Below are 6,110 nucleotides of genomic sequence, written 5' to 3' on the forward strand. Positions count from 1 at the left end.
GGCCTCTTCCGGGCCCGCCACACCCCGTCCCCCGCGGCCCCGCAACCCCTGGGTCCGGCCGCTCCGGCCCCGCGTCCACCCCTCCGTCCGCCGGTCATATACGGGCGCAGTACCGTGGACGGGTGGACAACAGGCAAGCAATCGGATCGTGGCTTTCCGGGCCGCGCGCGGCCATCGAAGGGGCCGGCGCCGATCTCGGATACCGGGGTGAGCAGCTCGGGCTGCCCGAGGAGGGACCGGGCTCGATCGCCCGTCCGGGCAGGCGGATCGGCGCCCTGGCCGTCGACTGGGCCCTGTGCCTGTTGATCGCATACGGCCTGATCACGGACGGCTACGGCCAGTCGACCAGCAACTGGGCCCTGCTGATCTTCTTCGTGCTGAGTGTGCTGACCGTCGGCACGGTCGGTTTCACCCCGGGCAAGCGCCTCTTCGGCCTGCGGGTGGTGGAGCTGGGCACGGGCCGGCCGAACCCCCTGCGCGCCCTGCTGCGCTCGGTCCTGCTGTGCCTCGCCCTCCCGGCGCTGATCTGGGACCGCGACGGCCGGGGTCTGCACGACCGGCTGGCGCGCACCGTGGAAGTACGGATCTGACGACGGCGGGCTCCACGACGGGACGACGGCGAGCCGGTACGACGATGGGGGCGCCCGGAGTGATCCGGGCGCCCCCATCGCCGTACCGGCGTGTCGGAGTCCTGCGCGGTCAGCGCTGCCTGGGGTTGCCGCCCTTGGGCATGCGCATGCCCTTGGGCATCGGGCCCTTGGGCAGCGGCATGTTGCTCATCAGGTCGCCCAGGGCGCGCAGCCGGTCGTTGGTCACGGTGACCTGCGGGCCGCTCAGGACCCGGGGGAGCTTGAGCATGGTGGTGCGGAGCTTCTTCAGCTCGACCTGGCCCTCGCCGGTGCCCACGACCAGATCGTGCACGGGCACGTCCGCGACGATGCGGTTCATCTTCTTCTTCTCGGCCGCGAGCAGGGACTTCACCCGGTTCGGGTTGCCCTCCGCGACCAGCACGATGCCGGCCTTGCCGACCGCGCGGTGCACCACGTCCTGGTTGCGGTTCATCGCCACCGCGGGTGTCGTCGTCCACCCCCGGCCGATGTTGTCCAGCACGGCCGCGGCCGCGCCCGGCTGGCCCTCCATCTGGCCGAAGGCCGCCCGCTCGGCCCGGCGACCGAAGACGATCGCCGTCGCGAGGAAGGCGAGCAGCACGCCCAGGATGCCGAGATAGATGGGGTGACCGATCAGGAAACCGATCGCGAGGAAGACACCGAAGACGACGATGCCGACACCCGCGAGTACAAGACCGATCTTCTTGTCGGCCTTGCGGGTCATCTTGTAGGTCAGAGCGATCTGCTTCAGTCGCCCGGGATTCGCAGCGTCCGCTGCAGGTTCCTTCCTCGCCATGGCACGAAGTCTACGTGCCCCCGAAAGCGCCGACGACGGCAGTGCCCGGCGCGGGGGAGAGGGGAGGGGGGCGGGGGTGAGGTCAGGGGCGTCCGGCGACGGACTGCCCGAGGACGCGCTCCGTCTCGATCCGGTCCTTGGCGCGGCGGCGGTCCTCCAGCACGGAGGTCCAGGCGTTGCGCCGGGCGGTGCGCTGGCCGCCGCTCATCAGCAGCGACTCGACGGCACGCAGGGCGGTGGTGAACGACGGGATCGCGGTGGCGCGGACTGCGGTGGCGCGAACGGGCGCGGCCTGCATCGTGGAGGTCCCCCCTCGGTACGGCTCCGGGTCCGGAGACGGGCGTACGTGGTGTGATTTCAGGGTCACTGATTGGTGTTACCAGGGCGTGACCCGCCGGTCAAACGGACATGAAGCCGCGATGCCGGAGGCCGGAACGGCGTCGCGGCCCCGACCGGTGCCCTCATCTGCGAGGACGGTCGGGACCGCGGCGTATCGGCCATTACTGGCGAGTAGTGACTTGTGCGTGAATTCACACAGTGGCGGACCGGCGCTGCTCCATGGCCATTCCGTAGAGCCGGCCGGCGCGGTAGGAGGACCGCACCAGCGGACCCGACATCACACCGGAGAAGCCGATCTGCTCGGCCTCCTCCTTCAGCTCCACGAACTCCTGCGGCTTGACCCAGCGCTCCACCGGGTGGTGGCGCACCGACGGGCGCAGGTACTGCGTGATGGTGATCAGCTCGCAGCCGGCCTCGTGCAGCTGCCGCAGCGCCTCGCTGATCTCCTCGCGGGTCTCACCCATGCCGAGGATCAGGTTGGACTTCGTGACCAGACCGTAGTCGCGGGCCTCGGTGATGACCTTCAGCGAGCGCTCGTAGCGGAAGCCCGGGCGGATGCGCTTGAAGATGCGGGGGACCGTCTCGACGTTGTGCGCGAAGACCTCGGGGCGGGAGGCGAAGACCTCCTGGAGGAGCTCCGGCACCGCGTTGAAGTCGGGGGCCAGCAGCTCGACCTTGGTGCGGCCGGCCTCGCGCCCCGCCGTCTGCTGGTGGATCTGGCGCACCGTCTCGGCGTACAGCCAGGCACCGCCGTCCGGCAGGTCGTCACGGGCGACACCGGTGATGGTCGCGTAGTTCAGGTCCATGGTGACCACGGACTCGCCGACCCGGCGCGGCTCGTCGCGGTCGAGCGCCTCGGGCTTGCCGGTGTCGATCTGGCAGAAGTCGCAGCGCCGGGTGCACTGGTCGCCGCCGATGAGGAAGGTCGCCTCGCGGTCCTCCCAGCACTCGTAGATGTTGGGGCAGCCGGCTTCCTGGCAGACGGTGTGCAGGCCCTCGCTCTTCACGAGGTTCTGCATCTTGGTGTATTCGGGGCCCATTTTCGCCCGGGTCTTGATCCACTCGGGCTTGCGCTCGATGGGGGTCTGGCTGTTGCGGACCTCCAGGCGCAGCATCTTGCGTCCGTCGGGTGCGACTGCGGACACGACCGGCTCCCTAGCGTTTGATTCTTCGGCGTGCCCCAGGGTACGCCCGTTGATTTGTTGGCCGGCGTCGGTGCCGGTCCTGCCGGGGGCCGCCGGCCCCGGCCCCCGCCCCGGCCCTGCCGGGCCCCGTCCTCGAACTCCCCCGCAGGGGGTGCCCCCGGACGGGCTGGATCCATGCCCTCCGCCCGCAGGGAGCGGACGGGCCGGCATCACGCCGCCGGTGCCTTCTCGATCACCCGCGGCTTCGGTTCCGCGTTCTCCAGGACGTCGCGCAGGTGGCGTTCGGCCACCGGCAGCACTTCCTCGATGGTGACGTCCCTGCCCAGCTCGTTCGCGAGGGAGGCGACGCCCGCGTCGCGGATGCCGCAGGGGATGATCCGGTCGAACCACTTGTTGTCGGGGTTCACGTTCAGGGCGAAGCCGTGCATCGTCACGCCCTTCGCCACCCGGATGCCGATCGCCGCGATCTTGCGGTCCTCGCGCCGCTGGCCGGCGTTGGACGGCGCGTAGTCGGGGCCGTTCAGCCGGGGGTCGAACTCCTCGTCCGTCAGGCGCGGGTCGAAGTCCAGGGAGAGGCCCGCCCGTCGCCCGCCACCACCCTCGGCCGAAGCGCTGCGCGCTGCCCCTCCATATGGCGCGGGGCGCTGGTCGACGGGGTCGCCGAGGACCCACACGCCGCTGCGGCCCTCGACCCGGGAGGTCTCCAGCCCGAACTCCGCGCAGGTGCGGATGAGTGCCTCCTCCAGCCGGCGTACGTGCGCCACCACGTCCACCGGGCGCGGGAGCTTCTGGATCGGGTAGCCCACCAGCTGGCCCGGCCCGTGCCAGGTGATCTTGCCGCCGCGGTCCACGTCGACGACCGGCGTGCCGTCCAGCGGGCGTTCGCTGTCCTCGGTGCGCCGGCCCGCGGTGTAGACCGGCGGATGTTCGAGGAGCAGCACCGTGTCGGGGACCTCGTCGGCGAACCGCGCGGCGTGCACCCGGCGCTGCTCGTCCCACGCCTCCTGGTACTCGACGCGTTCGGCACCGAACCCCATTCGGACGAACCGCAGCTCACTCACGGCAAGTGCCTCCCTGGAAGGTCGTAAGGCACGATCCGTGCCCACGCCACTGTACGACCGTCCGTGCGCCGTCAGCCGGGCGGGCAATCCTCACACGATCGGATGAATGTATGGCGAAGCGTGCGATCGGGTGCTCACTCTCCGCTACATTCGCGCCGTTCACGAGGCCATAAGGGCTGCTCACAGGCGCTCCGGGCACATCGAACGGCCCGGAAGGCAGGAGACCGCACCGCACCATGACGGAACGACCCGCGCAGCGCACCCCCAACCGCCAGCTCGCCGCGCTCATCGCCGAAGCGGGGTTCTCCAACGCGGGTCTCGCACGTCGCGTCGACCAGCTCGGACTCGAACACGGCCTGGACCTGAGATACGACAAGACGTCCGTCACCCGGTGGCTGCGCGGCCAGCAGCCACGCGGCACCACCCCGGCCCTGATCGCCGAGGTCTTCACCCGGCGCCTGGGCCGCCGCCTCACCGCCCAGGACCTCGGCCTGGACGCCTGCGCGCCCGTCTACGCGGGGCTGGAGTTCGCCGCCGGCCCGGACGAGGCCGTCGACATCGTCGGCGGCCTGTGGCGCAAGGACTCCGGCAGCCACGCCGAACTCCGCAAGATCGCCTTCACCCCGGCGGGCCTCGTCGTGCCCAGCCGGGACTGGCTCATCGGCCGGGCCGACGAGAAGGTGGCCCGCGCCGAGGTGCCCGTCCGCATCCCCGCGCAGGGCCGCCCGGCCACCCCCAGGATCCCCGTCCCGCCCGCCCCGGCCCGTCGCCGGGCCCCGGCCGAGCGAGGGCCCGGCCAGAAGGTCACCGGCGGCGACCTCGCCGCGCTGCGCTCGGTCGGCGAGCTCTTCCGCAGCCTCGACGACCGGTACGGCGGCGGACACGCCCGCCAGGCCCTGGTGCGCTACCTGGAGCACGAGCTGGAGCCGATGCTGCGCGGTACCTACGGCGAGCAGACCGGCCGCCGGCTGTTCGGCGCCGCCGCCGACCTCACCCGGCTCGCGGGCTGGACGTCGTACGACATCGCCGCGCACGGCCTCGCCCAGCGCTACTTCGTACAGGCGCTGCGGCTGTCGCAGGCGGCGGGGGACCGGGCGTACGGCTCGTACGTGCTGGCCACCATGAGCCGCCAGGCCGTCTACCTGGGGCACGGGCGGGAGGCCGTACAGCTCGCGCGGGTGGCGCAGCAGGGCGTGGGGACCTCCGCACCGCCGGTCGTGCAGGCACTGCTGCACGCCGCCGAGGCGCGTGCGCACGGCCTGCTCGGCGAGGTGCGGGCCTGCACCGCCTCGCTGGTCCGGGCCGAGCGCGCCCTGGAGACGGCCCGGCCCGGCGACGAGGTGCCGCACTGGGCGCGCTTCTTCGACGAGGCCCAGCTCGCCGACGAGTTCGGGCACTGCCACCGCGATCTGCAGCAGTTCCGCGCCGCCGCCCAGCACGCGGAACGCTCACTGCAGCTGCGGGCCCCCGTCTACGCCCGCAGCCGGCTGTTCTGCCGGATCGTCCTGGCCACCGCCCGCCTCGGCCTCGGCGAACTCGACCAGGCCTGCCAGCTGGCAGCGGAGGCGGCCGGGCAGGCGGCCGAGATGAGGTCGGTGCGGGCGGCGGAGTACGTCCGTGACTTCGAACGGCGGCTGGAGCCGTACAAGGACGCGGCGCCCGTACGGGGGTACCGGGACAAGGTGGCGGCGCTGGGATAGCAGCTGCGGCACCCGGGTCGGACGACGGACGGACCGGTCACCTCCGGGGGCGGGGGTGACCGGTCGTGGGGACGGTCGGACTAGACCCAGTCGTCTCCGCCCGTGATCTGGAAGTACGTCCCGGTGTTCCTGCGGACCTCGACCCTGCCGTCCGGGGTCCGCACCCACAGGTCGGCCTTGGCGTCGTTGTTCACGTCGGCGAAGTAGAGGCTGCCCTTCGGGTGGCCGAGGAAGTTGCTCCAGCCGGCGCTCCAGTGGGTGCCGCCGTCGAAGTAGGTTCCCTTGTTGGTCCGGACCGCGATGTCGCCGTTGGTCCCGTGGACGATGAGGTCGGCCTTGGTGTCGCCGTTGATGTCGGCGAAGTAGAGCCGGCCCTTGCCTTCCTGGCCGAGGAAGTTGCTCCAGCCGGCGCTCCAGTGGGTGCCGCCGTCGAAGTAGGTTCCCTTGTTGGTCCGGACCGC

At 71.8% G+C, this 6,110-nt stretch carries 7 protein-coding genes; 2 read left to right on the forward strand and 5 right to left on the reverse strand.

The window, feature by feature from the left end:
• Positions 1–122: 122 nt before the first annotated feature.
• A complete protein-coding gene (locus ACP4IX_RS34410) occupies positions 123–590 on the forward strand; it encodes an RDD family protein (RefSeq protein WP_426558471.1) in 468 nt (155 codons plus the stop codon).
• Positions 591–699: 109 nt separating this feature from the next.
• Here ACP4IX_RS34410 and ACP4IX_RS34415 read toward each other — a convergent pair whose 3' ends face one another.
• From ACP4IX_RS34415 to lipB, 4 genes are all read right to left on the reverse strand, one after another.
• The gene (locus ACP4IX_RS34415) at positions 700–1,404 is read right to left on the reverse strand and encodes a DUF4191 domain-containing protein (protein WP_398131967.1); all 705 of its coding nucleotides are present in this window, start codon (positions 1,402–1,404) and stop codon (positions 700–702) included.
• An 82-nt stretch (positions 1,405–1,486) separates the two neighbouring features.
• Positions 1,487–1,702, reverse strand: coding sequence for a hypothetical protein (locus ACP4IX_RS34420; protein WP_279563769.1), 216 nt, complete (start codon positions 1,700–1,702; stop codon positions 1,487–1,489).
• Between the two features lie 232 nt (positions 1,703–1,934).
• On the reverse strand, positions 1,935–2,888 hold the full coding sequence (gene lipA, locus ACP4IX_RS34425) for a lipoyl synthase (protein WP_426526562.1): 954 nt from the start codon (positions 2,886–2,888) through the stop codon (positions 1,935–1,937).
• Positions 2,889–3,097: 209 nt separating this feature from the next.
• Positions 3,098–3,949: a lipoyl(octanoyl) transferase LipB gene (gene lipB / locus ACP4IX_RS34430; RefSeq protein WP_426526564.1), complete on the reverse strand. Its 852-nt coding sequence runs from the start codon at positions 3,947–3,949 to the stop codon at positions 3,098–3,100.
• A gap of 236 nt (positions 3,950–4,185) precedes the next feature.
• On the opposite strand from lipB, the gene ACP4IX_RS34435 reads away from it, so the two are divergent.
• Complete coding sequence (locus tag ACP4IX_RS34435) at positions 4,186–5,649, forward strand: regulator (protein WP_426526566.1); 1,464 nt, start codon at positions 4,186–4,188, stop codon at positions 5,647–5,649.
• A gap of 80 nt (positions 5,650–5,729) precedes the next feature.
• On the opposite strand, the gene ACP4IX_RS34440 is transcribed toward ACP4IX_RS34435, so the two are convergent.
• Positions 5,730–6,110: FG-GAP-like repeat-containing protein (locus tag ACP4IX_RS34440; protein WP_426526568.1), on the reverse strand; the 381-nt coding region annotated here is incomplete at its 5' end.

This window comes from Streptomyces sp. WG5 (genome assembly GCF_049974565.1).
Classification (GTDB): Bacteria; Actinomycetota; Actinomycetes; order Streptomycetales; family Streptomycetaceae; genus Streptomyces.

Coding starts and splice junctions, on each gene's coding strand:
- ACP4IX_RS34415 (WP_398131967.1), bottom strand. CDS start 1,404: ATGGCGAGGAAGGAACCTGCAGCGGACGCTGCGAATCCCGGGCGACTG.
- ACP4IX_RS34420 (WP_279563769.1), bottom strand. CDS start 1,702: ATGCAGGCCGCGCCCGTTCGCGCCACCGCAGTCCGCGCCACCGCGATC.
- ACP4IX_RS34435 (WP_426526566.1), top strand. CDS start 4,186: ATGACGGAACGACCCGCGCAGCGCACCCCCAACCGCCAGCTCGCCGCG.